The sequence below is a fragment of the Hansschlegelia quercus genome, from assembly GCF_004310425.1.
Classification (GTDB): Bacteria; Pseudomonadota; Alphaproteobacteria; order Rhizobiales; family Methylopilaceae; genus Methylopila; species Methylopila quercus.
Window position 1 is genome coordinate 719,994 of record NZ_SIUB01000001.1, and the last position, 25,381, is coordinate 745,374.

Sequence of the window (25,381 nt, forward strand, 5' to 3'; positions counted from 1 at the left end):
AAGCGCGTATCCCGTTCCTGCAGAAATTCTGCTGCCGCTTCTTAGCAAACAAAGGCGGCCTGCGGGATTGAAACGCCGTCGATCGGACAACGAGCCTAAAGGCTGCTATCTCCTGCGCATGGCGACCGAGACGATCCACATCTTCCAGGCCTGGTCGGCGGGCAAGGGAAACCGGCTTCGCGCGGAAGCGCCGATCCGGTTCAAGTCGGCAGCCGAGGCGAAGGGGCGCGCCGAGCGCGGCGCGGAGAAGTTCGCGGGCGTGGTCGCCATCAGCCAGGTCGTCGACGTCGACACCGGCGAGGTCGACGAGAACGCGACGGTCCTATTCCGCGCGGGCCGGACGCCTGCGGAGTTCGGCGAGTGACCCTTCGCCGCGAGCGCCGGGCATGAGCGGCGTGGTCAAGCCGCCGGATATTGCGGACGTCCTGCGGGCGGCCGCAGAGATGACGGACGATCTTACGTCCGAGGAGATGGCGACCTTGCTCCGGGAGGCCGCCGAGTTGATCGAGAACCTGAGAAAGCTCGTGGGGATCCAGAACGAGATCCTGCTCGAGAACGAACCTGCCGCCGGATCGGCCTGACAAGCCACGGAGGCGCAGTGCCGCCCTTCGAAGGGAAGCCTTCATCGCGCGCGCCGCGCGTCTCATGTATAGGCATCCCAACTTATGATGGAGATGAGTGTTGAACGGTATCGAACAGGAAGGCCGTGAGGCCTATGCCGCGGGCGTCGATTTGCGTCGCTGCCCGTACAAGGACTCGGTCCGGCGTGACGCCTGGCTGAAGGGTTGGGTCGAGGCTCGCCGCGTGTCGCGGCTTCCGGACTGACCAGGGGCCCGTTAGTCGGGCCCGACAAACGTTGCGGCGGCGCAGCATCAAGAGCGCCGACGCACCGTCCCTCTGAGGGACGTAAGCCTCAGCTTTCCGGAGGCTGCAGACTTCCCATCAGCGTCGGGAACAGCTCCGCGACCGTCGGGTGGATCGGCGTGGTCCGGCGGATCGTATCCGCAGTGACGCCGCCTTGCATGGCGTAGAGGAGGCCGTGGACGGCCTCGTCGCCGCCGACGCCAAGCACCGCCGCGCCAAGAATCCGGTCGGTCCGCGCATCGATCACCGCCTTCATGAAACCCTTGGTCTCGCCTTTCTCGACCGCTCGACCGACGCGCGTCATCGGTCTCGTCGCGACCTTGTACGGCAGCCCCTTCTCGCGCGCCTGCGCCTCGGTCATGCCGACCCGGCCGAGCGGCGGATCGGTATAGAGCGCATAGACCGGGAAGCGGTCGCCTAGGCGGCGGCTGTCGCCGTCCAGCAGGATCGCGGCGACGATCTCAAAATCGTTGTAGGCCGTGTGGGTGAAGGCGCCGCGGCCATTGCAGTCGCCAAGCGCCCAGATCCCTTCGACGTTGGTCCGAAGCTCTTCGTCGACGACGACATAGCCACGCTGATCGAGCGCGACGCCGGCCGTGTCGAGGCCGAGATCGTCGGTGTTGGGGCGCCGGCCGACCGCGAGCAGCACGTGCGAGCCGATTTCCGCCGGCTCGTCGGATGCGCAGGTGGCGGCAGCGGCGATGTCGTCGCCCCGCTTTTCGAAGCTGATGCATTCGGCGTTGAGGCGGAAGCGAATGCCCTCCTCCTCGAGGAACGACTGGACGGCGGCCGAGACCTCCTCGTCCTCGCGCGCCACGATCCGCGGCGACATCTCGACGACCGTGACCTCGGCGCCGAGCCGGCGGAAGATCTGCGCGAATTCGAGCCCGATATAGCTGCCGCCGATCACGATCAGCCGCTTCGGGACCTCATCGAGCTCAAGAAGCGAGCTGTTGGTGAGGTAGTCGATCTTGCCAAGTCCAGGCATGTCCGGCGTGGCCGCCCTCCCCCCGACGTTCAGGAAGATCTGGGGCGCGCGCAGCGTCTGTCCGTTGACCTCGACCTCGTGCGGACCCGTGAACCGCGCATGGCCCCGGATCAGGCTGACGCCTTCGATACCCGCCAGCCAGTTCTCATTGTTCCGACGTGAATTGCCGGAGATCACATCCTTCCGCGCCTTCACCGCAGCCATGTCGATCGCTAACGGGCCGGCAATTTTGACCCCGTAATCGCCGGATCGCCGCGCGAGATGGGCGGCGTAGGCGCTCGCCACCATCGCCTTGGTCGGCGTGCAGCCTGTATTGACGCAGGTTCCGCCGACGAGGTGGCGTTCGATGATCGCGACCTTACGGCCCGCTTCGGCGAGGCGCGCCGCGAGAGCGGGACCCGCCTGCCCCGCGCCGATGACGATGGCGTCGAACGTCTGCTCCATCAGAGCGGCCCCACTGCGACCGCCGCCAGCGCGACCGCGACGAAGTCTTCGATCAGCGCCGCCGGCAGGTCACGCCCGAAGGCCGTAGCGAGCCTCACCCGCGCCGCGGCGCCGCCGAGCGTACCCGCAGCCGCGCCGGCGATCCCGGCGATCAGCCCGACGATGAGCGACCCGCCCGCGGCGCCGAGCGCCGCGCCGCTGAGCGCGCCCATCACGACCCGTGCGCCGAACTGCGGCGGGACCGTGCGGCTTGGGGTCGAGGGCAGTTGATCGGTGACGAACTCGATCAGCGCAAGCGCGGTGAAGACGTATGGCACCCACGCGTAGCCGAGGAATGCGAGCCAGGATGACGACAGGTCGATCCAGCCGAGATGCGCCGCCCAGCTGACCGCCGCCGGCGCCGTCATCGCTCGAAGTCCCGCGACGAAGCCGATCAGAGCTGCGGCAAAGATATAGTCCATCGGCTCGTCTTTCTTCGGGTCGCGCCTGACGGGCGGGGCGATGAGCGCGAGCCGATCACGCAAAGCGGCGACGGGCAAGCGGAGGCTTGGTGGCCCGTCTCGCGCTCTCGCGACGAAGCTGTCCTCCTCTGGATTTCCGTAGCCGACAGGCTCAAAAGGCTCGCGGCCGAATGACCGCCGTTCGTTCGCGCTCATGGAGATGAACGATGACGCCTGCCGAGTACCGATCCGCCCTCGCCGAGGTCGGACTTTCCCTTTCGGGCGCGAGCAAGTTCTTCCAGACCGATGAGCGGACGACGCGTCGCTGGGCGGACGACGACAGCGGCAAGACCGTTCCCCACGCCGTAGCGATCACGCTGCGGCTGATGGCGAAGTATCAGCTGACGTCGGAGGATGTCGTCGACCTCATGAACGAAGCCGACGACGCTGCCGGGCCTGCGTGAATCTTGAGACGGGCGGGGCCCGTTACGGCGCCGGCTTGAAGCTCCAAAGCTCGGTGGGGAGCGCAGCTGGCGCGTCCGGCTTGTAGAAGGCGGAGTCCTGGATGTGCGAAGTGGTGACGTAGATCGTCCCGTCCGGCCCCTCGCCGAACGTATCGGGCCAACGGAGCCGCTCATCCTGGATCAGAGTCTTGAGCTCGGAACCCTTCGCGCCCAGATCGCGGACCTTGATCGCGTTATCCTGAGGCGAGGTTACGTACATGCGGCCGGTCCCGCGGCTGATGATCAAGCCGTCGGCCGGTCCATTTTCCCCAACCGCTTCCACCTTCCGGGACAGACCTTGGTCGCCGAGCGCGCTCGGCACGACGGCGCTGGTCATCCAGCCCGTCAGGTCGCTGGTGGGGATGCTGTAGAGCGTCCTCCCTTTGATCGCCTGCCAGTAGAGCGTTTCGCCGTCCTTGGAGAGCGCAAGCCCGTCGGCGGCGAACTCGACCCCGCGCCCATCCGGCCGCCGCAGCGGCTTGCCATCATAGTTGACGGTGACGCTCTTGTCCGGCTGGGTCGAAGGATCGCCGTCGAGCACGCGCTTCGCGCGGCCGCTGTCGAGGTCCACCACCACGAGGGCGCCCATCGCGCCGGAATCGGTGAGATAGGCCGTCTTCCCGTCGGGTGAGAAACGGACGTCGTTGAGGTATGAGCCCTGCGGCGCGACCTGTTCGTCGAAAGCGATGATGCGGCCGGGCTTGTTGGTCTTGAGGTCAATCTCGACCAGCTTTGGACCTCCCTGGACGACCGCGCCCATAGCGGGAGCCGCAGGGTCGAGCACCCAGAGGTCGCCCTTGGGATCGGCGACCACGCTTTGCACGCAGACCCAGTGGCTGTTGGCGGAGACTTGATCCTTCTTCGCGTTCCGCCAGGCGTTCCATTCAGTGTCCGGGAAAGGCGTCAGCTTGCCGTCCTTCAACTCCGCGACCGACACTTCCGTGTCTTCGGTCCACCGCGGAAAGTTCACGAAAATCCGCCCGTCTTTCGAGACGGTGACCCCGGTCACCTGATGGTCGAAGCGCGCGACCTGCTTCAGTTCCGGCTGTGACGGCGTCTGCGCCTGAGCGGGGTGCGCGAGTGGGGTGAGAAACAGAAGAGCGCCCGCCAGGAGGCGGGGCCGAAGAGGCAAGGGCATATCGGACTCTTGGTCGAAGGGCGATCTCTCCGGCAAACTCCTCCGCTGCGATTTGGTTGCCTGCGCCGTCCACTTAGAGGCTGACGACATTCGCGCCGCTATATCCAAGCGCCCGCGGACCTTCAGGCTTTCGGCTGAAGCATGTAGTGCTTGATGAGATACTTCATCGAATGCTCCCAGCTCTCATCCGTGTTGCCGCGGATGTCGACGCTCTTCACGAAGAACAGTTTATCGGTCTTTACGTCCTTTATGTAGACGTTGATGTTCAGGATCAGGTTCGAGACCTTTTGAACCTCGATCCATGCGACCTGCTCTGCGCCGAGCTCCGCGCCATATCGGATCTCGCAGCCGCCGCACGATCCCATCGTCTGGTCCTTGTCGATCCTTGCTTGGACGTCGGGATTGATCTGGACGAACTTGTACTTGCCCGACGCTTCGAGCTGATCCCTGAAGATCTGCATGATCTTCGCCATCCGGCCGCGTTCCGCGTCGGTGGTCGGCTCGTATTGCTCATGATCGTTCTGCAGGTGGCTGGTCAGCAGAGCGAGGGTCTTCGGCTGTTCCGCGCTCACCGGTCCTGCGCCGAGCGCCGCAGCGACCAGCAGGACTCCAAGCGCTCTCCCGTATCCGTTTAACATGTCCGTACTCCTCATTGGTCTTACCGACCCCTAGTCGTGATCGAGCGATCGAAATCTCGCCTTCATGTTGAGATGAGAAGGGTCGAGGCCGGCCCGAGGTTCCCGCCTACCTCTGCAGCGGACCGACAATCCGCGCGCACGCTGGCCGCAGACCGACGCGGACGCTCACACGCTTGCCGCGGGGCGCCATGCCTGATTAGCGTCGCCAGTGTTCAATCGACGGGATCTTGCGAAGTGGCGCTGAGTGACTGGAAGCGACATGCGGGCGGCGGGCTCGCGATCAATCCGATCGTCGGCTACGAGACCGCCGCCATGACCGACGGCGCGGCGGGAATGGTCCGGATCGAATACGCCCTGGATCCGGCGATGCGGACCAGCGACGCCGTTCAACTGGTCGCCACCGCAAAGCAGCTGGAGGACCTCATTTCAGTTCTGCGCGATCTCGTCGACAATCTCGGCGGGCAGCTCAACGCCGACAGGCCCGCAGGCAAGCTGAGCTAGCGCCTTAGCCTTCCGAATTCTGCGTTAAACCACCCGAGGCGCAGGGTTTTCGCTTGGGAGACACGCCGCGTTCGCTTAAGGCCGAGCGGAGGAGCCGTTCGCCATGGATTACGTTCGTGAGATTCTCGACGCCCGCGTCTACGACGTGGCGGCGCATACCCCCCTCGACCGCATGGTCCGGCTGGGGGCGCGGCTCGGCCGGGACGTGCTGCTGAAACGGGAAGACCTGCAGCCGGTCTTCTCGTTCAAGATCCGCGGCGCCTACAACCGCATCGCGCGGCTCTCGGAAGAAGATCGCCGCGCCGGCGTGGTCTGCGCCTCGGCCGGCAACCACGCGCAGGGCGTGGCGCTCTCAGCGCAGCGACTCGGCGTCGAAGCGCTGATCGTGATGCCGGTCACCACGCCGCTGATCAAGATCGACGCCGTGCGCCATCTCGGCGGCGAGGTCCTGCTTCACGGCGACACGTTCGACGACGCCTACGCCTTCGCCCGCGTGCTCGGCGCCGAGCGCGGCATGACGTTCATCCACCCCTATGACGATCCGGACGTCATCGCGGGCCAGGGCACGATCGCGGTCGAGATCCTGCAGGATCATCCGGGGCCGATCGAGGCCGTGTTCGTGCCGATCGGCGGCGGCGGGCTCGCGGCGGGCATTGCGTCCTACATCAAATATCTCCGGCCTTACGTGAAGGTCATCGGCGTCGAACCCGCCGACGCCGCCTCCATGAAGGCCGCGATCGAGGCCGACGAGCGCGTGGTGCTTCCGCGCGTCGGCCTGTTCGCGGACGGCGTCGCCGTGCGTCAGGCGGGCGAGGAGACGTTTCGCATCTGCCGCGAGCTGCTCGACGGCGTGATCACCGCCGATACCGACGCGATGTGCGCGGCGGTCAAGGACATCTTCGAGGACACGCGCGTGCTGGCGGAGCCCGCGGGCGCGCTGTCGCTCGCAGGCCTCAAGGCCTACGCCGCCGAGCACAAGGAGGTGCGCGGCGCGCTCATCGCGATCAACAGCGGCGCCAACATGAACTTCGACCGGCTCCGCCATGTCGCCGAACGCGCCGAGGTCGGCGAGACCCGCGAGATCCTGCTCGCCGTCAGCATCCCCGAGGAGCGCGGCAGCTATCGTCGCTTCATCGAGATGATCGGCGGCCGGACGATCACCGAATTCAACTATCGCTACGCCGCGAGTTCGGCCGCTCACGTGTTCGTCGGCCTGAAGCTTGGCGACGCCGCGCGGGAGAAGCCGGAGCTGATCGCCAGCATGGAGGCTGCCGGCTATCAGGTGCTCGACATCAGCGCGGACGAGACCGCCAAGCTGCACATCCGCTACATGGTCGGCGGCCATCCGCCGAAGATCGCCGACGAGATCGTGCTCCGCTGCGAGTTTCCGGAGCGCCCCGGCGCGCTGCTCCGGTTCCTCGAGGCGGTCGGGACCGATTGGTCGATCACCCTGTTCCACTACCGCAATCATGGGGCCGATTACGGCCGAGTGCTGGTCGGGCTCCAGGTGCCCGCCGCCGACCGGGCGCGGTTCGACGAGAAGATCGCAGGCCTCGGCTATCCCTATGAGGACGAGTCGCAGAACGCGGCCTACCAGATGTTCCTGGCCGCGACCTGACGGGAGTCGGGATTGCCAGAAATGACACCCGAACCGCTCGTATTCGCTGGCCGCATGGATGCGGAGGAGGAGGCCTCGTGGCTCGACGCGCTCCGTCTCGCAATGCCGGCGGAGACGGTGACGCCGTTCCGCGCGCTCGGCGACGAGGCGCGTCAGCGGGCGGAGATCGCGATCGTCGCGAATCCAGATCCCTCGGACATCGCGGCGCTGCCCAAGCTCGCCTTCGTGCACAGCCTGTGGGCCGGCGTCGAGCGGCTCGTGAGCGAACTTGGACCCGGCGCGCCTCCGATCGTGCGGCTGGTCGATCCGTCGATGGGCCGGGTCATGGCGGAGGCCGTGCTCGCCTGGACGCATTACCTGCAGCGCGACATGCCGGCCTATGCGCGCCAGCAGCGCGAGCATAGATGGGCCCCTCTGCCTTATCGCAAACCCGAAAGCATGATTGTGGGCCTGCTCGGCCTTGGGGCGCTAGGCGCCGCCGCGGCTGCCCGGCTTCTCGACGCAGGGTTCCGCGTCGCCGGCTGGAGCCGCTCGCCGAAGGCCCTTCCGGGGGTCGAGACATTCACCGGAGACGAAGGTCTCGCGGCGCTTCTCTCGAAAAGCGACGTCGTGGTGTGCCTCTTGCCGCTGACGGCGGCGACGCGAGACTTGCTAGACGCTCGACGCCTCGCCGAGATGAAGCCCGACGCCGCGCTGATCAATTTCGGCCGCGGACCGATCGTAGTGGCTGCGGATCTGATCAGGGCGCTCGACGAGGAAAAGCTGTCGCACGCAGTGCTCGACGTGTTCGACAAAGAGCCGCTCGATCAGGCCTCGCCGTTCTGGGCTCACCCCAACGTCACCGTACTTCCGCACATCACGGCGCCGACGGACCACGCCACAGCGGCAGCGGTGGTCGCCTCGAGTGTCCGCGACTTTCGCCTGACCGGTAGAATACCGGGACACGTCGACCTCACGCGGGGATATTGAGCCTCACGCGATCAGGTCGATGACAGTCTACCGGACGCCCTCGGAGGCGCGGTTCAGGCGCTTCTCCAGCCAGACGCCGTAACGCGACGCGCCGAAGCACAGAGCGAAATAGATGAGCGCCGCGAACGCATAGGCCTCGTCGTAGAAGCCGAGCCATGCCGGGTCGTTCGCCGCCGCGCGCGAGGCGTTCAGCAGGTCGAAGATCCCGATCGCCGCGAGAAGCGTAGTGCTCTGAAGAACGCCGATGGCGAGCGTCACCAAAGCCGGCATAACCGCCCGCAGCGCCTGAGGCAGGACGACATGGCGCAGGGCGCCGATCCGGCTGAAGCCGAGCGCGAGCGCCGCCTCCGTCTGGCTGTCGGGGAGGCCCTGCAGCCCGGCGCGGATAATCTCCGCGAAATAGGCCGCGAAGAACAGGGCCATCGCGATCAGCCCCCGGACGAGCTTGTCGAGTTCGATGCCCGGCGGAAGCGCAAGCGGCATGGCCAGCATCGCGAGATAGAGCACGGCGATGAGGGGCGTGCCTCGGACAAGTTCGATATAGGCGGCGCAGAGCCAGCGCGGGACCGGAAGGTCGGACCTCCGGCCGAGCGCCAAAGCGAGCCCGATCGGGAAGCCCAACGACAGGCTTGCGATCGTAACGAGGAGCGACAGCGGCAGGCCGCCCCATTGCGAGGATGGAACGTCCGTTGCGCCCGGCCAGCCGCCGAGCAGGACGCAGGCGCCGGCGAGCAAGACGAGCGAGAGCGGCGCCAGCCATGCCGACCAGAAGCGCGGCGTCGCCAGGAGCACAAGAAGCGTCAGCAGCAGCGCCAGAGCGGCGGCCGCGCGCCAGTGCTCGTCGAAGGGATAAAACGCGAAGAGGATGAAGCGCAGCTTGGCGCCGACGAAGGCCCAGCATGCGCCGTCTTGCTCCGCGCAGGCCTTTGCGTCGCCCGTCCAGGTCGCGTCGATCAGCGCCCAGCGGATGATGGGCTCGAGCGCAAACCAAGCGCCGACCAGCAGCGCCGAGGTCAGGGCGGCGTTCGCCCAGCCGCCGAACAGGCCGGCCCAGAGGCGGCGGATCAGGCCGTCCTCGCTCACGGCCGGGCGTAGCCCCGACGGGCGAGCGAGGCGTCGTAACGGTTCATCGCGAAGGAAAACGAGAGGTTCAGCGTCAGATAAGCGGCGATGACCAGCGTCAGCGCCTCGATCGCGTGCCCGGACTGGTTGGCGGCCGTATTGGCCACGCTCACGAAGTCCGGGAAGCCGATCGCGACCGCCAGGCTCGAATTCTTGACGAGGTCGAGATAGGTCGATGTCAGCAACGGGACGATCACCCGTAGAGCCTGGGGCAGAACGACGAGGCGGAGCGTCGCGCCCCGCGACATGCCCAGCGCCTCGGACGCCTCCCACTGGCCTGCGGGGATCGACTGCACGCCCGCGCGAACGATTTCGGCGACCTGCGCCGAGGCGTGGACGGTCAGGCCGGCGAGCAACGCGGCGAATTCCGGCGAGACGCTGACGCCCCCAGCGATGTTGAAGCCCCGCAGACGAGGCAGGTCGAGGCCGATCCCCGGCGCGCCAAAGACCAAGAGGCCGCAGGCGGCCATGCCGGACGCGCCCGCGAGGCCGAGCAGAACGCCTCGGCGCTCCGTGAAGAGCGACAGAAGTGGCAGGACGATCGCGGCCGTCACGCACGCCGCGAACGCGGCGCCGGACGGTCCTTCCAGCGCGACCCACGGGAGATAGACGCCGCGGTTGCTTAGAAAGACGCCTGAGAGCGGCTGCAGGGCATGGCGCGCTGTCGGCAGAGCATGTGCCGCGGCGGTCCAGAAGAACAGCTGCAGCAGAAGGGGCGTGTTGCGGGCGATCTCGACGAAACCCTGCGCCAGACCCGAGAGCAGTAGATTGCGGGAGAGCCGGGCGAGCCCGATGAACGTCCCGAACACGGTGGCCAGCACGCAGCCGAAAGCGGAGACCAGGATGGTGTTGACCAAGCCCGCAAGGAGCGCGCGGGCGTAGAGGTGGCCAGCGCGATAGGCGATCGGAGACTCGCCGATCTCAAAGCTCGCGGGCTGCCCAAGGAAGCCGAAGCCCGGCGTCAGGCCGAGCCTCGCCATGTTGGACAGCACGGTCGCGCCGGCGGCGAACAGCACGACGGCGGCGATCAGCAGGATGGCGAATTGCAGAAAAGGCCGAGGGCCCAGGCGATGGCGAAGCACGATGCGCCGTCAGCGGAACGGCGGCGCGTAAAGCAATCCGCCTTGGGTCCAGAGTCGGTTCAGCCCCCGTTCGAAGCCGATCCTCGTCTCTGGCCCGACATTGCGGTCGAAGACCTCGCCGTAATTCCCGAGCGTCTTGACGATCTTGTACGCGAACTTCGGGTCGACCCCCGCCGCTGTTCCCACGCTCGCATCGACGCCGAGGAAACGGCGGATGGACGGGTCAGGGTTTTCCAGGAACTGGTCCACGTTCGCGGAGGTGATCCCGAACTCCTCCGCCTGGATCAGCGCGTAAACGCTCCAGTTGACGAGTTCGAGCCATCGATCGTCGCCCCACCGCACGGCAGGGGCGAGCGGCTCCTTGGAGATGCGCTCGGGCAGAAGGACGTAGTCGTCCGGGTTGCGAAGCTGCGTGCGCTTGATGCCGAGGTCGGAGCCGTCCTGGGTGAGCGCGTCGCAACGGTTCGCCTCGAGCGCCTTGAGGAATTCGCCGGTGTCCTCGATGGTCAGGGGCTTGAAGGTCGCGCCGTTCTTCCGGAAGAAATCGGCGATGTTCTGCTCGCCGGTCGTGCCCGTCTGGATGCAGACCGTCGCCCCGTCGAGGTCCTTGCCGCTCGACACGCCAGCCGCCTTCGGCACGAGAAGACCCTGCCCGTCGTAGAAGGCCACGGGTCCGAAATGGAAGCCCTGCTGCGTCGCGCGCGTGATCGTCTGCGTCGCCCCTGAGAGGAGGATGTCGAACTCGCCGGATTTCAGCGCAGGCAGGCGCTGCTGGGGCGAGGACGAGACGAACTCGATCTTCTCCGGGTCGCCGAGCGCGGTGATCGCGATGGCGCGGCCGATATCGATCCAGAAGCCCTGCCAGCGACCCGCGCCATCGGGCGCGAAGAAGCCGGGCTGCGAGCCCACGCCGGCCTTGATGAAGCCACGCTTGTGAATGGCGTCCAGCGTCGGGCCGGCCTTCGCCGCGGAGGAAACGAGCGCTGTCGCGAGCAGCAGGACGGTCGCGACCAGGCCTCGGACCGTCCAAACTGTCGGCGAGCCTCGTCCAACCATTTCGTTCGCCTCCTGACGTCCGGCTCAACGGCCGACGCTTCGTCATCCTCGCATGGCTCGCAAAGAGCCGCATCCCTCCGCGGAATTTCGTCAGCAGTTTCAGCATCCGACAGTCGCCGACGACAGGCTGCGTCATAAGGAGGCTGGCCGAGAAAACCTCAGCGTGCTCTAGAACTTCGCGCTGATGAAAGCCTAAAGTGAAAGCGGCTACGTCGTTGTAATCCCTATCTCATTGCGATAGGAAGGCGGGATAGTTCTGGTCGGGTTTGGATAAACATATGGCGCGCAGCATTCTAATTCTTGGAGCTTCTTACGGCTCGCTGCTGGCAACGAAGTTGTTGATGGCCGGTCACAACGTGACCCTGGTTTGCCGGCAGAAGACTGCCGATCTCATCAACAGCGCCGGCACCGAGGTTCGCATCAAGCTGCGCGACGAAACGGAGCATCGCTCGATCTTCTCGCGCGACCTGCCTGGGAAACTGGATGCGACGCCCCCCGAACACGTCGACGTATCGCGTTACGACCTGGTCGGTCTTGCGATGCAGGAGCCGCAATACACCAACCACACCATCCGCGTGCTGATGATCAAGATCGCCGAGGCGAAGCTGCCTTGCCTGTCGATCATGAACATGCCGCCGCTGCCCTATCTCAAGCGCATCCCCGGCCTCGAGGGCATGGACCTCGAAGAGGCCTTCACGAACGCCCAGGTCTGGGAGCGGTTCGAACCGGGCGTCATGTCGCTCTGCTCGCCGGACCCGCAGGCGTTCCGCCCGCCGGACGAGGGCGCCAACGTGCTCCACGTCGGCCTGCCGACGAACTTCAAGGCCGCCACCTTCGAGAGCGAAGCCCACAACCAGCTGCTTCGCGAGCTCGAGGCGGACATCGACGCCGTGACGCTGGACGGCAAGGACGTCCCGGTGAAGCTCAAGGTGTTCGACTCGCTGTTCGTGCCCCTGGCCAAGTGGTCGATGCTTCTGACCGGCAATTATCGCTGCATTACGCTTGGCGAGCCGCAGTCGATCCGCGACGCGGTGCACACGGACGTCGAGGCTTCGCGCGCGATCTACGAGCACGTGGATTCGATCGCCCGCCGGCTGGGCGCCGATCCGCAGGATCAGGTGCCGTTCGAGAAATACGCCAAGGCGGCGGAGAGCCTGCTGAAGCCCTCCTCGGCGGCCCGCGCAGTCGCCAGCGGCGCGCCGTTCATCGAGCGCGTCGACCTGCTGGTGAAGCTGGTCTCGCATCAGCTCGGCATGCCGAACGTGGAGATCGACCGCACGGTCGAGACCGTCGACAAGAAGCTGGACGAAAGCATCGTGGCGGGCTGACCGAGCCCGCTATCGCATGAACCGGCAGTTGCGGTGCGGCGGACGTCATGTCCGGCGCGCCGCGGCTGCCACGGTATCCTTCCGGCGGCGAGGGTCAGGGCGTCGCAGACAGGTATATTTCAGCACTTTCCTTTAGGATGCTGACAATAGCCTGAAGTTCCCTAAGATCGACATGCTCGTCCGCGCCGCCCATGTTATTCGGCGTGAGCCCGCAGGTGACTGTAGGAATACGAGCATATCGGTAGTGGCGCGCGTCCGAGGCGCCCACCCGCATTGTTCGCGCGGGGCGCTCGCCGAGGACGGCTACGCAGGCGGCGCTCACCGCTTCGACGACGGGGTCGTCAGGCGCGGTCCAGTTCGGTTCGTAACGGCGGATGTACTCGACCGCGATGTCAGGGACCGTCACGATGCGCCGGATTTCATCCTCCACCTGCGCAACCGAGATGCCGACGGGAAGCCGGATGTCGGCGGTGGCTTCCGCTTCGTCGGGGATCAGGTTGCTAAGACGGCCACCTCGGATTGTGCTGAACGTGACGGTGACGTGGCCGAGGGTATGGCTCTCTCCCGCGCCCGAAAGCGCCTCGGAAACTGGCGCGCTCTCGACGATGGCGCGCGTCACCTCCTCCGGCGCGTTCACGGGAAGGTCGCGCAGGGCCTTCAGCCGCTGGATCACGTCGACGAGTTTCTCGATGGCGCTGTCGCCGCGGTGGACATGAGCCGCGTGGGCAGCCTTGCCAGTGGCCTTTAGCGTCAGCCAGATCATGCCTTTTTCGCCAAAGCGGAGGACGCCGGGCGAGCCGACGTCGGCGCTGATCATCGCGTCGCCGCGCGCGTACGGAACAATGTCCAGCAGCAGCTTCGTCCCGAGCACGCCCATCGTCTCCTCATCGCCCGCAAAGGTCGCGACGATCTCGCCCGCCAGTTGCTCCCTCTTCGCCGCCAGACGGGCGAGCGCGACCACGATAGCCGCGACGCCGCCTTTCATGTCGGAGACGCCGAGGCCATACAGCTTGCCGTCGCGCTCCTCTCCGTCGGGATCGGTCGTCCACCCGGATCCCAGGGGATAGGTATCGAGATGACCGTTGAAGACGAGCCGTTTGCCCGGTCTTCCGCCGCGCACGCGCAGGACGAGGTTCGCCACGTGATCCGCGCCTCGGATGCGCTCCACCTCGACACCGTCTATCTGTTCGACAGCGGAGGCGATCACGTCCGCGGGACCGTTGGTGTCCCCCGGAGGCGTTTCGCTGCGGGCGCGGAGCAGGCGCTTCGTCAACTCGACGACGTCGAGGCGATCCGACGGCAAGCAGGCGGCCTGAAGCTGATTTTCCGCGTCCATAGTCACGCCGCTCGCAAGGCTGTCGTCGCAGACGCATCCACGGCGAGATCGGCGGTCAGCGCGACCTTGTAAACCGCTTCGGCTCGTTCGCGGCTGACGAGGCCCTCGGCCACGTCGACTCGCACCCGCTCGGGATCGCGCGTCGCCGGATCGCCATAGCCGCCGCCGCCGTTCGAGAGCGACACCACCTTCTGGTCGGCCCGAACCTTAATCTGCTCAGCGGTACCGAGGGGCGTGATCGTCCCGTCATCCGCTTCGAGGAACTGCCGCGCGGAGATCGAAGAATGGCCGCCGCAGGCGCCCTGGGCGGGATTGACAGTGCCGTCGCTGACGAAGCCGAGCTCAAAGTCGCACCCGACCGGGCGGAACTCCGTGCGGATGCCCGGCGCGCCGCGGAAGGCGCCGGCGCCCTCGCTGTCCGGGGCGATCGAGCGACGCTCGACCAGCATCGGGTGCAGCATCTCGTCGATCTCGACGCTGTCGTAGAACGGCATGCCGGCGTTGCCCATGCAGAACAGCGATAACCATCCGTCCTGCACCGGCGTGCCCGGCCCGCCGCCGGCGGCGAGGATGACCTCGTTGATGAAGGCGTGGCCGTTGCGGGGATCCTTGCCTGAGATGACGCCCGCGGCCGGTGGCAGACCGGCGCCGCCTTCGGCCATGCCGACATTAGGGTCGATCTGGGCCAGAGCGCGCTGCACGGCGTTCGTGACGCGATCGCCGAGGTTGGTTGTCGCGACAGAGGTCGAGACCGGGTGGCGCGGGATGCCGACGCAGCAGTTCTCACGCAGCGTCACGTCTATCCGCCGCAGCGTCCCAGCGTTTGGGATGACGGGGGTCGGCAGGCTGTTCAGCACACCGACGAGGGCGGCCGTGCGGGCGCAGGCGTGCGAGAGGTTCACGCCGACAGGCACGCAGTCGATGTTGTCGGTCATGTCAACGGCGATGCGGCCGGCTTCGGCGTGGACGGTCACGTCGGCGGTCGCGGGAATGCCCCCCTCCGGGGTGCCGGGCAGCGGATCGTGCACGCAGGTCGCGCGCGCTTGTCCTGAGCGCATCGTCCCGATGACGTCGATCATCCGCTTCTCGGAGAGGTCGAACCAGTCGCGGGCGTGGGCGGATAGCGTGTCCCAGCCGAGCTCTCGCCCCATGCGGATGATCTCGCGCTCGCCGATGCGCGCCGCGCCCACCATCGCGAGGTAGTCGCCGCGCCATTGATCCGGAACGCGGATGCGCATCAGGCACATGTTGATGATGTCGGCGATGTCCCTGTAGCCGGTCTGCACCTTGACCGCAGGGAAGATCAGCGCGCCTTCCGCGTAGACGTCGCGGGCGAGGCCCATATAGGTGGTGGGCAGCGAGTTGCCGCAATCGGCCTGATGGGCCTTGGCGAGCACCGTGAATCGATGGACGCCGTCATCGTCGAACACCGGCACGAGGATCGTGTGGTCCGCGGCGTGGCTGTTGCCGTGATAGGGCGAGTTGTGAAGGAAGGCGTCGCCGGGTTGCAGCTCCGGATGGAGGTCCAGCATCGCCCGGGCCATCAGGTCCGCGCCCCCGATTACATGGATTGGGTAGCTGTCGGCGGCGGTCAACAGCTCGCAATCCGCCGTCACCAGCGCGCAGGAAAAATCGCGCGCGGTGTTGATGACGCCGGAGCGGGCGGTGCGCAGCAGCGTGTTCGCCATCTTACGGGTCACCCCGTCAAAGCGCTTCTGCATGATGGCGAGCTTGACGCCGTCGAAGCCGGCGGCTGCGGGTTTTTCGAGGGCGGTCACGCGGCGAACTCCCGAAGACGGACGACGGACTGGACGAATGGCTCGACGATCAAGCCGCCTTCGGCCGTTTTGCTTGCGCGCGAACCGGGAGCGAGCACGACGGTCGTGAAGTTGCTTTCGACGACCGCCGGGCCTGTGACGATCGCGGCGACGTCGAGCGCCTCAAGGCGATATGCGGGCGCGTCGATGCGGCCGGTCTCGCGGAACGCCATGCTCCGCGATTGTCCGCCGGCCGCGCCCGAACTCGACGGCAGCCGTATGGCGCTTTCGTCCGCGAGACGGCACCGCGCGAGCGCTGTCCAGCCCATGATCTCCACGTCGTCGCCGTCGTCCCGGAAGCCGAACAGCTCCTCGTGGCGGGCGTGGAACGCGGCCACGAGGAGCTGGGCTGCGTCTTCCGCAGCGAGCATGGTCTCGTCAATGGCGACATCAATCTCCCAGACCTGGCTGGGGTAGCGTCCTTCGATCGCGAGATCGATGCGGCGGTCGCGTGCCCTTCCGCCGGCGGAGGCGAAGAACGTCTCCGCCCGCTTCTTGAGCCCCGCGACGATCCCCTGGGCGCCCGCCGCGTCGAAAGCGCCCGTCTTCATGAAGACCACCTGAGAAAATTCGGAGGTCAGCTCCGACATCATCGCGCCGGCGGCGCTCAAGGCCGCGCCGACATCGGGGAACAGGATCGATCGGCAGCCGAGCCGCCGCGCGATCAGCACGGCGTTGATGCCCGCGGCCCCGCCGCCGCCGATTATCACCGCGTCTTCGGGATCGACGCCTTGCTTGACGGTAATGTCCTCGATCGCATGCACCATGCTTTCGGTGGCGAGATCGACGATGGCGAGAGCCGCGTCCTCAACGCCCAGTCCCAAGGGAATCGCTACATCGCTTTCGATCGCGGCGCGCGCGGCCTCGACCGCAAGCCCCATCTGTCCGCCGAGGAAGAAGTTCGGGTCGATATAGCCGAGAACTACGGCGGCGTCGGTCACCGTCGGCCGCGTTCCGCCGCGGCCATAGCAGACCGGGCCGGGGTCGGATCGGGCGCTCTCAGGGCCGACGCGCAGCAGCCCGCCTTCAACGGAGGCGATCGAGCCGCCGCCTGCGCCGACGCTCTTCACGTCGACGGACGGGAAGCCCGTCAGATGACCCTGATAGACGGGTCCTAGCCAGGTCTCCCGGGTGCGGGGCAGCGCTCCGCCGCGCACGAGGCTGACGTCATAGGTGGTGCCGCCAGCGTCGGTGACGATCGCCGTGCTCACCCCCTGCAGCTTGGCGAAATAGCGCCCCGCGACCGGCGCCATCGACGGCCCCGAGTTGAGCGCAAGGATCGGCCGTTCGGCGAGCTCCTCGACGTCGACCAGTCCGCCCTGCGAAGTGACGGCGAAGATCTGGCCTTTCAAGCCGCGCGCGCCGAGCCGTTGTTTCAACGCGCGGAGGTAAGCGCTCATGATCGGCTTCAGCGAAGCGTCGATCGCGCATGACGAGGTGCGGCGATATTCGCGCACGGTTGGATTGAGCTGATGCGCAAGCGTGAAGGGCACGTCCGGCAGATGCTCGGCGAGCAACTCGCCGACACGCAGTTCGTGCGCCGGGTTGACGATCGACCACAGCAGCGAGACAGCCACCGCCTCGACCTTCTTCGCCTTCAGGCTCTCGATCACCGACAGGACGGCGGCTTCGTCGAGCGTGGCGTGCTCGCCGCCGTCCGCCAGGATGCGGCCTGGAATCTCGAAGGTGAGCGCACGCGGGATGTAGGGCGCGGGATAGCTGATCCGGTAGTTGAAAGGATCCGTGCGGCCGCCCTCGCGAATGAGAAGGATGTCCGGGTGGCCCTCCGTGGCGAGCAGCGCGGTGCGCGCCGCCTGCCCCGTGATCACGGCGTTGATAGCGCGGGTCGTGGAATGGAACAGCACCTCGACGTCGCCGAGGAAGCTCTCGACGTCCGCCCCCTGCGCCTCCGCCGCGAGCGCGACGGCGGCGAGGATGCCGTCGATCGGGTCGGGATAGGTGGTTGGCGCCTTGAAGATCTCAGCCGCTCCCGTGGAGCGGTCGACGACGAGGTCGGTGAACGTGCCCCCGACGTCAATGGATAACCGCATGCCGTCTCCTTCCGGCCCAGGGGCCGTCGCAAGTCGCTTGCGCGTGGTGCAAGCAGGCTGATCTAAGGTGAGAAATGTCGAGTCGAGCGGAAGCGTGAGACGCATGGTCAGAAGAAGCGCTCAGCAGGACGCGGCCGAACCGGACGCGGTAAGCCAGGCTGCTCGCCCAATTCCGATTGGCCCCCGCGTCAGGCACCTGCGCCAGTTGCAGGGCTTGCGGCTGAAGGACCTCGCGACCCGCGCCGGCTGCTCGGAAAGCCTGGTCTCGCGGATCGAGAACGATCTGGTCACGCCTTCGCTCAGCACGATCCACCGGATCTGCAAGGCGCTCACCGTCAACGTCTCCGCGCTGGTCGATCCGGTCGAGCAACGCGTCTGCACGACCTATGGTCCAGACGACCGGCCGCGCACGTCCCACGGCCGCGCGGGCGAAGGCGACGGGAGCCTGTGCGAAACGTTGACTCCGTTCGGAGCGGAAAGGATGCTGGAGGGGCTTCTGCTCGAATTGCCCGGAGGCGGCCCGCTCTGCGGGCCCTTCGAGCATGCGGGCGAAGAGGTGGGATACGTCCTCGAAGGCAAGCTCGAGCTCTTCGTGGAGGGAGAGCGCCACCAACTGGCCGTCGGCCACAGCTTCTTCTTCAGCTCGTCGCGCCCGCACAGTTACCGGGCCCATGGCGAGCGGAACTGCCGCGTGCTCTGGATCAACACGCCGCCCACGTTCTGATGGAGTGGGAGCTGCGCGGGGCGTCATGAGGCCGTCTCCGCGCGCTCTACCACCCGCAGGAACCGCCGCGTGCGATCCTGGCTTGGATTGTCGATCACCTCTGACGGAGGTCCCTGCTCAACGATCACGCCCTCGTCCATGAAGACGACGCGGTCGGCGACCTCGCGGGCGAAGCGAATCTCGTGGGTGACCACGATCATCGTCATGCCGGCGGAAGCGAGCTTGCGCATGACCTGCAGCACCTCGCCGACCAGTTCGGGGTCGAGCGCCGAGGTCGGCTCGTCGAATAGCATGAGCTTGGGCGAGATCGCGAGCGCGCGGGCGATCGCGACGCGCTGCTGCTGCCCGCCTGACAGCCGGTGCGGCAGGTGATCCGCATGCCCGGCGAGGCCGACTTCTCCCAACAGCCTTAATCCGAGAGCGCGGGCCGCCTCCGGGGCTATGCCGAACACGCGGATCGGCGCCTCGATGACGTTCTCCAACGCGCTCAGATGGTTGAACAGGTTGAAGTGCTGGAAGACCATGCCGATCCGAGCGTCCGCCCGCGCCTTGGCCAGCGCGCGTGTCGGCTTCAGTCCTCCGCCGGGCAGCGGCGCGTAGCCGACATGGCGGCCATCGACGGTGATCTCGCCCCAGTCGACCGGCTCGAGATGATTGATCGTGCGAAGGAACGTGCTCTTGCCCGAGCCGCTCGGCCCCAGCAGCACCACGACCTCGCCGCGGGCGACTGTCATGTCGATCCCGTTCAGGACGACGCGGTCGCCATAGGATTTCTGCACGTTGCGGCAGACGACAAAGGGCTCGCCACGCTTCGCGATCCCGCCGGCGGAGGTGGCGAGGCTGCGGAACACGTCGTCATCCGAGACGTGAGCGTCGGCAGGCGAAACGGCGAGCGGCTTCGGCGCAGGGACGTCCTCGCCCGGCTTCTCGTTCAACCTGAAGCCGAACATGCGCCGCAGCGTCTCGCCGCGCGGGCGGCGCTCGCGCTCGAGATCGAAGCGCGCCTCGGCCCAGCTTTGAGCGATCGAGATCGCGCTCGTGAGGATCAGGTAGATCAGGCCCGCAGCGGCGAAGACCGTGAAGAACCGGAAGTTTTGCCCGACGATCTGCTGGGCGCGGAACGTCAGTTCATTGACGAAGATGATGGACGCGATCGAGGTCAGCTTGAGCATGCTGATCGTGTCGTTGCCGACGCCAGGGAGGATCGAGCGCATTGCCTGCGGCAGCACGATCCGGCGCAGGGTGAGCACCGGCCCCATGCCGAGCGCGGTAGCGGCAGTCGACTGCGCCTTGTTCACGGACAGGATGCCGCCGCGGATGATCTCCGCGCTAAAGGCCGCCTGGTTGAGCGCGAAGCCGATGACGGCCGTGGTGAAGCTGTCGAACTTCAGGCCGATATAGGGCAGCGCGTCATAGATGAAGACGAGCTGCAGAAGCTGCGGCGTGCCGCGCACGATCCAGATGTAGAACCATGCGGCCGCGCGCACGACGAACAGGCGCGACAGCCGCATCAGGGCGAGGCCGAGCCCGAGCACAAGGCCGATCGCCATAGAAAGCGCGGTGATCTTCACCGCGGTCCAGGCGCCGACCCATAGGAACTCGGACGCGGCGTAGGAGAAGAATTCCCAGATCCAGTGCTGCTCGACCGCGGCGGCCGCGTCCGCCTCTCCGGAGAGCTCCTGCAGAGCGGCCGAGACCTGCGCCTGAGCCTCAGCAGTAGACGCCAGGAAGGCGAGCGCGAGGATGGCGACGGCGATCGCGCGCGATGACGTACGGATGATCTGCATCGACGAGGTCCCGCCGCCCTGACTCGTCAGTCGAGCTTCACCTCGGCCGGGATCGCGGTGGAAGGGTCGACGCCGTACCTGGTGAAGATCGCGGCCTGCTCGCCCTTGGACTGGAGCACGGTCAGCCCGTCGTGGATCACCTTAATGAGGTCGGCGTTGCCGTTCGCCGTGGCGGCGCCGATGGTGAGGCCGCTGATGATCGCGAAGGCGCGGGCGTATTTGGTCGGGGCGTCCTTCACCGAGGCGTCGGCGAAGCCGAGGTCCCAGAGCAGGATGTCCGAACGCCCGCTCTCGAGCTGGCGCATGCCGGCGGCCAGATCCTGGAACGGCATCATCGTCACGGCGTCCTTGCCGGCCGCCTTGCACGCCTCGTCCTGCTTGCGGGTCGCCTGCTCCTCGACGCTGCCGAGGCCGAAGGCGACCGTCTTACCGCAGAAATCCTCGATGCTCGCGACCTTCTTGGGATTGCCCGCGGGCACGAGAGCGCCGGTGCCGGCCTTCATATAGACCACGAAGTCGACGGTCTTTGCGCGGGCGGGCTTGTAGTAGAGATTGTCCCACATGACGTCGATCTGGCCCGCCATAACTGCGGGCAGCAGACCCGACCAGCCACCGAGCACGAATTCGTACTTCAGGCCGGCGCAGTCGAAGGTGGCGCGAGCGAGATCGGCGTCGATGCCGATGACGTTCTCGAAATTGCTCTTGTCCCGCATGACGTAAGGCGGGGTCTGCGGGTCCGCCCCGATCTTGATCGTTTTGCCGACGAGGCTCGGATACTTTTCGGACAGCTTCGCGGGCTCACACGTCTGGGCGTTGGCGACGCCAGACAGCGCAAGATGGGCTGCAAGGATGCCGACTGCAGTCAGAATGCCGTTCTTGAATGCCATGGTTCGAACTCCCCTTAGCGCCCGATATGACCAGTCGGTAGCGAGGCCCGGCCCAACGAAGCCGGTCGGCTCACCATTCGACGCAAGCGTCTTGCATGCTATGCAAGTAAAGCAAGTGGCGTGCCACCTGTTGCCGGGCGGGTTCATGAAGAATCTGAATCGGCGACAGCAGAGACGCGCCGCTTTCTGCGGCGCCTGCCTGACAGCTAGGCGCCGGGGCGCTGCTCCCGCGGGAGAGGCGCGGCGAGGCGCGCGAAGGCCCCGCGATGGAAGATTAGGGGGCGGAGCGTTGGAGCGGAGGCGAGGCTGATCACGCGACCGAGCAGGATCCTATGGTCGCCACCGTCATGCAGAGCGTAGCGCTCACACTCAAATGTGGCGACGGCGCCCTCGATGAGCGGTGCGCCCCGAAGCCCAGGCTCCCATAGTGTGTCGGACCATTTATTCGCGCCTCGGCTCGCGAAGCGCGCGGCCAGCGTCTCGTCGCCCTCGCCGAGCACGCTGATCGCGAAGTGGCTCGCCCGCTCAAACACCGGAATGCTGGCGAGCGACCGCGCCAGTGCGACGGAGACGAGCGGCGGCTGCAGCGACACCGAGACGAATGAATTCGCGGTGACGCCGACCCTTTCGCCTTGCTCGTCTTCTGCGGTGACGATCGAAACGCCAGTGGGGAAGCAGCCGGCGGCCAGCCGGAAGGCGCTCGGTTCAACTTCGATAGCTGAGCCTTCGCAGAGCGCCGTCACAGCAGCCCGAGCGTCGCGACCCGCTCGCCCTTGGAAACGCTGCCAAGGGTGGTGGACCGCACGAGAAGGGCGTCCTGCGGCGCTGTCACCGTTTCCACCTCATCGCCATAGACGTTGAGGATTCGGCACAGGACATCGCCGGCTTTCACCGCCGCGCCGAGTGGCGCCTCCGCGACGAGCAAGCCACCCCGGTTCGCGCGCAGCCCGATGAACTCGCGCATGACATGGCTCTGCGGCGGCGGAACCGGATTTCCCTCGATCATGCCGAGCCCGATGAGCAGGTTGGTCACGCATTGAGCGCCGATCGCGACCTGGTCCTCCTCAAGGCGTCCGCCCTCCGCGATCTCGAAGGTGAGGCATGGCACGCCCGCCTTCGTGGCCTCGACGCAGAGGATGCCGTCGGAAACGTACATCCCGCGGTCGCCGCGCATGATCCAGCCGGTCCCGAGCAGATGCGCCATCCGCTCGGCCTTCTGCGCGGCTTCGCCGAGGTTCATGTGCGGGAGGATCGCTATCGGCACGTAGCGCCCCCCGCGCGTGGGCGTATGGACGTCGATCCCGGCGTCGCATTGCCGGATCAGCTTGAACAGAGTGGCGGCCATGACCTGCGCGATGTTGCCGTCCGTGTCGCCGGGGAAGCAGGTCCAGGCGTCGGTCGGCGCCTGATCAAGCGGCGACTTCAGATATTGCGAGATCGGCAGCCGGTGATCGGCGACCAGCGCGAGCGGCTGCTGCACCGGACAGCACACGACACTTCCGGAAAGCGTCTGCGGGTCGATTCCGGCGAGCGCGCGATTGACGAGCGCTATGCCGGTCACCTCGTCCCCGTGGATGCCGGCGCCAATGTAGAGGCGGGGGCCCGGCGTTGTCCCGTTGATGAGGACGAGCGGCAACTGGACGGTGGATCCGTCCGCGAGCTCGAGCACGGAGATCTGGCCGCGGACGCGTTCGCCGGGACGGGCCGTAATGCCTTCGATGGTAAGGTCGCGCGTCATGTTCGCCTCAGCTGGCGGCCGCCATAAGCGGCGCGTCAGGCGCACGCTCGGCCAGGCCATAGGATTGGAAGAACCGTTCGACGGCGCCGGTGGCGCACGCCCAGTCGAAGGTGCGGTAGGACATGCCGGCCACGACGTGACGCGGACCGGAATAGAAGGTCTCGTACTGGACGTGTCGCGAGGCGAATTCAGAGCCGATCGCGTCCCATGCGAGCTTGAACAGCTGCACGCGCTCATCCGAAGAGAACGCGGGGGAGTGCTGCGTGCGGCCGATGAGGCGGGCGATCTCGGGGTCGCCGAAATCCTCGACCGAGGACGGCAGCATGATGACGCCGCCGCCCGACAGCTCCCGGAGCGCCTGGATCACCCGGGGATAAAGCGCTTGTCCATGGACTTGGGCCGCGTAAAGCAGCCCGCGATCTGGCATGAAGTAAGGCCCGTAGAACGAGCCCTTAGCCTCCATCCCGTAGACGAAGGCCTCGATCATGCTGCAGTCGGCGGCGAGTTCGCCGAGCGTCTGCCGCACCGATGGCATGTTGGACGTGCCGATGGTCTCGGTGATCTTGTGCGCAAGGCCGATCAGGAAGCGCAGCTTCACCATTAGGCGGATCTCGGCCTGATAGTTCTGGAAGGCGTGCACGGGCGCTTCATGCCATTGCGCCAGCTGGGCGGCGACTCCGCGGTGTACGAAGATCCGGTCCCACGGAACCTTGACGTCGTCGAAGTAGAGCAGCGCATCGTTCTCGTCGAAGCGCGACGACAGCGGATAGTCGAAGGCTGATGTCGCGGCCTGCTCGTAGGAGCGCCGCGACATCAGCTTCACGCCCGCGGCTGCGATCGGCACGGCGGCGGTGAAGGCGAAGCGAGCTTCGTCCGCGCCCAGCGGCCGCAGCGTCGTGACCAAGACTTCGTCGGAAAGCGCAGCGCCGGTGCCGAGCATCTTCGCTCCGCGGATCGTGACGCCCCCCGGATCCTCATCGACGATGCGGACGGCGACCTCGCCGTTACCACCCTCGCTTGCCGCCTTCGACCGGTCGCCCTGCGGATCGATGATGACGTAGGAAAGATATAGGTCCTGGTCGCGTGCATAGGCGTAATAATCGAGCACTGCGTCGGCCCGGCCGCCTTCATGCCTGCGGTAGACCTCCGCGCTAGCGGCCATGCAGGCGATGGTCGACGCGACATGGTCGGGGGAGCGCCCCATGAAGCCGTGGTGCAGTTCGGCCCATGCCACGAGCGCTTCGCGTCGCTGGACCAGCTCGCCGTAGGATGTCGGCATCTGCCAGGCGCGGCTCACGCGAGCGCCGGTCGGCGTCTCGAACGTCGAGCGTTCGACATTCTCCGGCCGCGCCTGGAAGTCGTAGAGGTTTGCCACCGAGCGGGCGGCGCCGCGGAATGCGCCGTGTTCGGCAACGTTGGAAATGCGGCCGCCGTTCAAGAAGATGCAGCGCCCGTCGTCGAGGGCTCGGAGATAGTCAGATCCAGATCTCATGATCGCCCCCGCGGCTCACCCACTCACGTTAGCGAAATTCACTTTGTGAATTAGCTTTGTCAATAAGCTATTTTCGCAAGTGAGGTTGCAGCGGGTCGGGTCTCGCGGCTATGCCCCAGGGGTCGCCCTGTGCGGCACTGATGGAGATCTGATGAGCGCTGCTCCGACGACCGTTAGCCGCTCCGCGCTGCTTATTGGCGGGTCCGACGACGCCTTCAGGTCTCTGGTCGACGACCTAACCCATTTCGCCACACGGCTTCAGCAGATCAGGGAAGCGCTTGCGCGTCAGATGGGCGTGACGACGCCGCAATACGTGATGCTGATGGCGCTTGCCCGCCGAACGCCGGGATCCGCCATAGGGACAAAAGATCTCGCTGCGCGCTTGAGAGTGAGCGTGCCGTTTGTCGTTACAGAAACGAAGAAACTCGAAGCTATGGGTTTTCTGCAGAAGCAACCCATAGCCGCAGACAGGCGCAGGATTGATATCGTTCTGACTAAGCGGGGGCTTCAATCTGTTGAGGCGCTTGGGTCGCGGCAAAGAACCGTTAACGACATCTTATTTTCGGGCGTGGACGAGGCCAAGTTCAGTCAGCTTCAGAAAATAACGAAGGATCTTCTGGAGGCATGTGAGCCAGCTCTAGAGGCGGCCGAACACTAGACAGCCAAAGTCGTCGATCAGTCCTCCGCGGGAGATATTTCATGAATGTGCTGGAGCAACCTATCGTTCGCGCTCGTCTCGGCTCCGGCCAGGGCGCGGCGTTTTTGCGTTTCAGATCAAAATACGTGACCAGCGCTGCAGCGACGGCTGCCGCGATGACCCGACGCTCGGGTGCAAAGCCTGCCGCAGAAAGCGCCGGT

Annotated in this window: 25 protein-coding genes; 10 read left to right on the forward strand and 15 right to left on the reverse strand. The window is 66.4% G+C overall.

Annotated features, from left to right (window positions below; translation table 11 throughout):
* Positions 1–67: 67 nt before the first annotated feature.
* From EYR15_RS03450 to EYR15_RS16945, 3 genes are all read left to right on the forward strand, one after another.
* Positions 68–364 carry a hypothetical protein gene (locus EYR15_RS03450; protein ID WP_245498115.1) on the forward strand — a complete coding sequence of 99 codons (297 nt, stop codon included), beginning with the start codon at positions 68–70 and terminating at the stop codon, positions 362–364.
* A 22-nt stretch (positions 365–386) separates the two neighbouring features.
* A complete protein-coding gene (locus tag EYR15_RS03455) occupies positions 387–581 on the forward strand; it encodes a hypothetical protein (protein WP_245498116.1) in 195 nt (64 codons plus the stop codon).
* Positions 582–681: 100 nt separating this feature from the next.
* Positions 682–825, forward strand: coding sequence for a ribosome modulation factor (locus EYR15_RS16945; protein WP_165455377.1), 144 nt, complete (start codon positions 682–684; stop codon positions 823–825).
* Between the two features lie 88 nt (positions 826–913).
* On the opposite strand, the gene EYR15_RS03460 is transcribed toward EYR15_RS16945, so the two are convergent.
* The gene (locus EYR15_RS03460) at positions 914–2,296 is read right to left on the reverse strand and encodes an FAD-containing oxidoreductase (protein ID WP_131001454.1); all 1,383 of its coding nucleotides are present in this window, start codon (positions 2,294–2,296) and stop codon (positions 914–916) included.
* Positions 2,296–2,757: a DUF4126 family protein gene (locus EYR15_RS03465; protein WP_131001455.1), complete on the reverse strand. Its 462-nt coding sequence runs from the start codon at positions 2,755–2,757 to the stop codon at positions 2,296–2,298. The genes EYR15_RS03460 and EYR15_RS03465 overlap by 1 nt, the downstream gene beginning before the upstream one ends.
* Positions 2,758–2,963: 206 nt before the next feature.
* On the opposite strand from EYR15_RS03465, the gene EYR15_RS03470 reads away from it, so the two are divergent.
* Positions 2,964–3,200: a hypothetical protein gene (locus EYR15_RS03470; protein WP_131001456.1), complete on the forward strand. Its 237-nt coding sequence runs from the start codon at positions 2,964–2,966 to the stop codon at positions 3,198–3,200.
* A gap of 22 nt (positions 3,201–3,222) precedes the next feature.
* Here the strand turns inward: EYR15_RS03470 and EYR15_RS03475 are convergent, their stop codons facing one another.
* Together EYR15_RS03475 and EYR15_RS03480 are read right to left on the reverse strand one after the other, a co-directional pair.
* A complete protein-coding gene (locus EYR15_RS03475) occupies positions 3,223–4,377 on the reverse strand; it encodes an L-dopachrome tautomerase-related protein (RefSeq protein ID WP_131001457.1) in 1,155 nt (384 codons plus the stop codon).
* A gap of 122 nt (positions 4,378–4,499) precedes the next feature.
* Positions 4,500–5,015 (reverse strand): DUF3280 domain-containing protein, encoded by a 516-nt coding sequence (locus EYR15_RS03480; protein WP_131001458.1) that lies wholly within the window; start codon positions 5,013–5,015, stop codon positions 4,500–4,502.
* Between the two features lie 234 nt (positions 5,016–5,249).
* Here EYR15_RS03480 and EYR15_RS03485 point away from each other — a divergent pair, with 234 nt between their 5' ends.
* The 3 genes from EYR15_RS03485 (at position 5,250) to EYR15_RS03495 (ending at position 8,103) form a co-directional block, all read left to right on the forward strand.
* Positions 5,250–5,516 (forward strand): hypothetical protein, encoded by a 267-nt coding sequence (locus EYR15_RS03485; RefSeq protein WP_131001459.1) that lies wholly within the window; start codon positions 5,250–5,252, stop codon positions 5,514–5,516.
* A 103-nt stretch (positions 5,517–5,619) separates the two neighbouring features.
* Positions 5,620–7,134, forward strand: coding sequence for a threonine ammonia-lyase, biosynthetic (ilvA, locus tag EYR15_RS03490; protein ID WP_131001460.1), 1,515 nt, complete (start codon positions 5,620–5,622; stop codon positions 7,132–7,134).
* A 21-nt stretch (positions 7,135–7,155) separates the two neighbouring features.
* Complete coding sequence (locus EYR15_RS03495) at positions 7,156–8,103, forward strand: 2-hydroxyacid dehydrogenase (protein WP_245498117.1); 948 nt, start codon at positions 7,156–7,158, stop codon at positions 8,101–8,103.
* Between the two features lie 27 nt (positions 8,104–8,130).
* On the opposite strand, the gene EYR15_RS03500 is transcribed toward EYR15_RS03495, so the two are convergent.
* From EYR15_RS03500 to EYR15_RS03510, 3 genes are read right to left on the reverse strand one after another with little or no spacing between them, the layout of a single operon-like run.
* Entirely contained in the window at positions 8,131–9,186 is a 1,056-nt protein-coding gene (locus EYR15_RS03500; protein WP_131001461.1) for an amino acid ABC transporter permease, read from the reverse strand.
* Positions 9,183–10,307: an amino acid ABC transporter permease gene (locus tag EYR15_RS03505; RefSeq protein ID WP_245498118.1), complete on the reverse strand. Its 1,125-nt coding sequence runs from the start codon at positions 10,305–10,307 to the stop codon at positions 9,183–9,185. Before EYR15_RS03505 ends, EYR15_RS03500 begins: the two co-directional genes overlap by 4 nt.
* Positions 10,308–10,316: 9 nt before the next feature.
* On the reverse strand, positions 10,317–11,363 hold the full coding sequence (locus tag EYR15_RS03510) for an amino acid ABC transporter substrate-binding protein (protein ID WP_131001463.1): 1,047 nt from the start codon (positions 11,361–11,363) through the stop codon (positions 10,317–10,319).
* A gap of 278 nt (positions 11,364–11,641) precedes the next feature.
* On the opposite strand from EYR15_RS03510, the gene EYR15_RS03515 reads away from it, so the two are divergent.
* A complete protein-coding gene (locus tag EYR15_RS03515) occupies positions 11,642–12,691 on the forward strand; it encodes a ketopantoate reductase family protein (RefSeq protein ID WP_131001464.1) in 1,050 nt (349 codons plus the stop codon).
* Between the two features lie 94 nt (positions 12,692–12,785).
* Here the strand turns inward: EYR15_RS03515 and EYR15_RS03520 are convergent, their stop codons facing one another.
* Genes EYR15_RS03520 through EYR15_RS03530 form a run of 3 tightly spaced genes read right to left on the reverse strand, consistent with a single transcriptional unit; the run spans position 12,786 to position 17,895 of the window.
* Complete coding sequence (locus EYR15_RS03520) at positions 12,786–14,027, reverse strand: M20/M25/M40 family metallo-hydrolase (protein WP_131001465.1); 1,242 nt, start codon at positions 14,025–14,027, stop codon at positions 12,786–12,788.
* Positions 14,028–14,029: 2 nt separating this feature from the next.
* Positions 14,030–15,805 (reverse strand): hydantoinase B/oxoprolinase family protein, encoded by a 1,776-nt coding sequence (locus tag EYR15_RS03525; protein ID WP_131001466.1) that lies wholly within the window; start codon positions 15,803–15,805, stop codon positions 14,030–14,032.
* Positions 15,802–17,895: a hydantoinase/oxoprolinase family protein gene (locus tag EYR15_RS03530; protein WP_131001467.1), complete on the reverse strand. Its 2,094-nt coding sequence runs from the start codon at positions 17,893–17,895 to the stop codon at positions 15,802–15,804. Before EYR15_RS03530 ends, EYR15_RS03525 begins: the two co-directional genes overlap by 4 nt.
* 103 nt (positions 17,896–17,998) lie before the next feature.
* On the opposite strand from EYR15_RS03530, the gene EYR15_RS03535 reads away from it, so the two are divergent.
* Positions 17,999–18,619, forward strand: a complete 621-nt coding sequence (locus tag EYR15_RS03535; protein WP_131001468.1) for a cupin domain-containing protein — start codon at positions 17,999–18,001, stop codon at positions 18,617–18,619.
* A 23-nt stretch (positions 18,620–18,642) separates the two neighbouring features.
* Here EYR15_RS03535 and EYR15_RS17270 read toward each other — a convergent pair whose 3' ends face one another.
* The 5 genes from EYR15_RS17270 to EYR15_RS03560 form a co-directional block, all read right to left on the reverse strand.
* The gene (locus EYR15_RS17270) at positions 18,643–20,406 is read right to left on the reverse strand and encodes an amino acid ABC transporter permease/ATP-binding protein (RefSeq protein ID WP_205741569.1); all 1,764 of its coding nucleotides are present in this window, start codon (positions 20,404–20,406) and stop codon (positions 18,643–18,645) included.
* Between the two features lie 26 nt (positions 20,407–20,432).
* Positions 20,433–21,293 (reverse strand): ABC transporter substrate-binding protein, encoded by an 861-nt coding sequence (locus EYR15_RS03545; RefSeq protein WP_131001469.1) that lies wholly within the window; start codon positions 21,291–21,293, stop codon positions 20,433–20,435.
* A gap of 206 nt (positions 21,294–21,499) precedes the next feature.
* On the reverse strand, positions 21,500–22,036 hold the full coding sequence (locus tag EYR15_RS03550; RefSeq protein WP_205741570.1) for a flavin reductase family protein: 537 nt from the start codon (positions 22,034–22,036) through the stop codon (positions 21,500–21,502).
* Complete coding sequence (locus EYR15_RS03555) at positions 22,033–23,031, reverse strand: succinylglutamate desuccinylase/aspartoacylase family protein (protein ID WP_165455408.1); 999 nt, start codon at positions 23,029–23,031, stop codon at positions 22,033–22,035. Before EYR15_RS03555 ends, EYR15_RS03550 begins: the two co-directional genes overlap by 4 nt.
* 7 nt (positions 23,032–23,038) lie before the next feature.
* Positions 23,039–24,523: a 4-hydroxyphenylacetate 3-hydroxylase family protein gene (locus tag EYR15_RS03560; protein ID WP_205741571.1), complete on the reverse strand. Its 1,485-nt coding sequence runs from the start codon at positions 24,521–24,523 to the stop codon at positions 23,039–23,041.
* Between the two features lie 151 nt (positions 24,524–24,674).
* Between EYR15_RS03560 and EYR15_RS03565 the strand changes: the two genes are divergently transcribed.
* Positions 24,675–25,181: a MarR family winged helix-turn-helix transcriptional regulator gene (locus EYR15_RS03565; RefSeq protein WP_131001472.1), complete on the forward strand. Its 507-nt coding sequence runs from the start codon at positions 24,675–24,677 to the stop codon at positions 25,179–25,181.
* Positions 25,182–25,381 lie beyond the last annotated feature (200 nt).